This window comes from Candidatus Methylomirabilota bacterium (assembly GCA_036001065.1).
GTDB lineage: Bacteria > Methylomirabilota > Methylomirabilia > Rokubacteriales > CSP1-6 > MNEF01.
In genome coordinates, this window is the sequence record DASYUQ010000018.1 from 1 (window position 1) to 1836 (window position 1836).

A 1836-nucleotide genomic window follows, 5' to 3' on the forward strand; every position below is an offset into this window, starting at 1 on the left:
CCCCGCCTTCGCAGCCGATGCGGCCGGCGGCGTGACGGCGCTCGTCAGGGGCGCCGCCGCGCTCTCGCCCCGGAGGACGGCGTGGCCGCTCAGGGTGACGAGCAGCGTGGGGTACTCGGCGTCGGACCGGGCGAGGTAGCCCTGGGCCATGAGCTGGTCGATCCACGCCCGGACCTGTGACTTCTTCTCGCCGCGGAGGCTGCCGTACGTCGCCAGGCGGTCGTGGCCGAGCTGGGCGATGCGCGCCGTCGAGGCGCCGCACAGCACGTCGGCGACGTGGGTGGCGCCGAAGGTGCCGCGCAGCTCGGCGGCGGCGTTGAGGATCTTCGCGGAGATTCCCGCGGTGTCAGTCCCCTGGACCGTCTCGGCCAGGCACACATCGCACGCGGCGCAGCTCGCTCGGTCGTACGGTTGGCCGAAGTACGTCACGAGCGCCTTGTGGCGGCAGACGGCGTCCTGGCAGAACGCGTACATTTCCCCGAGCTTGCGCAGGGCGCCCGGCGGGGGCGGATCACCCAGCACCGATTTCCAGAGCCCATAGTCGGCGCCGCTGTGCAGCAGCAGGCACTCGGCTTCGAGCCCGTCGCGGCCGGCGCGCCCGGCCTCCTGCTGGTAGTGCTCGAGCGACTTGGGCATGCCCGCGTGGATGACATAGCGCACGTTGGAGCGGTCGATGCCCATGCCGAACGCCACGGTCGCGACGACGATGTCCGCCCGCTCGTTGACGAACGCCTCCTGGTTGGCGCGCCGCTCGTCGTCGGAGAGCCCGGCGTGATAGGGCAGCGCGCGGAGCCCGCGTCGCGCCAGCGCTGCCGCCAGCTCGTCCACCTCGACGCGGCGGATGCAGTAGATGATGCCGGCCTGATCCCGGTGGCGCGCGATGGCGGCGAGCACCTGGGCGAGCCGGTCCGTGCGGGGCCGCACGCGATATACCAGATTCGGCCGATCGAAGGAACCCACCAGCACGGCCGGGTTCTTCAGCTTCAGCTCGACGATGATGTCGGCGCGCACCTGGGGCGTCGCGGTGGCCGTGTAGGCATGGACCGCGAGCCCGGGGAACCACTCGCGCAGCACGCGGAGCTGCCGGTACTCCGGCCGGAAGTCGTGGCCCCACTGGCTGATGCAGTGCGCCTCGTCCACCGCCAGGAACGCCGGATGGGCGCGCGCCAGCCGCTCGGCGAAGCCGTCCATGACCAGGCGCTCCGGCGCGACGTAGAGCAGATGGTAGCGGCCGGCGCCGAGGCCGCGGAACACCTCCGCGCGCTCCGTCGGCGTCTGGCTGCTGTTGAGGTACGCGGCAGGCACGCCCGCCTCGCGAAGACCGTCGACCTGGTCCTTCATGAGCGCGATGAGCGGCGAGACGACGATGGCCAGGCGCTTCAGATGCGCGGCGGGCGCCTGGTAGCAGAGCGACTTGCCGCCGCCCGTGGGGAGCACGACGATGGAATCGCGCCCGTCGAGGATGGCGGCGATGGCTTCGCCCTGCAGCGGAAGGAAGCGGTCGTAGCCCCAGACACGCCGTACGGTCTCGTGAACGAACTCAGACTGGATGATGCCAGCATCATAGCGGACCGCGGGCTCCCCGTCCCCCGCATTCGTGGCGAACAGGAGCAAGACCCGGGTGGAGGCGAGCGGGTGCACAAAGACCTCTCCTGGGCGACGAGGCCCGGAACTATGCTTCCGGCTGGACTTCTTCCTGTCGCTGGTCAATGAAAATGTCATCCCTTACTGCAACGTGAAAATGTCATCCCCCCGGGGGTATCGGCGTCCGCCGGTTCTTGGCCGCGATCGCCCACGTCGCCGCGCGTCGCCACGGATGCGAAGGCGCGGGGCGCC

1 protein-coding gene is annotated in these 1836 nt (G+C 70.8%); it reads right to left on the minus strand.

The features are described from left to right. On the minus strand, positions 1–1641 hold a 1641-nt coding region (locus tag VGV13_01610; GenBank protein HEV8639781.1), incomplete at its 3' end, for a RecQ family ATP-dependent DNA helicase. Positions 1642–1836 lie beyond the last annotated feature (195 nt).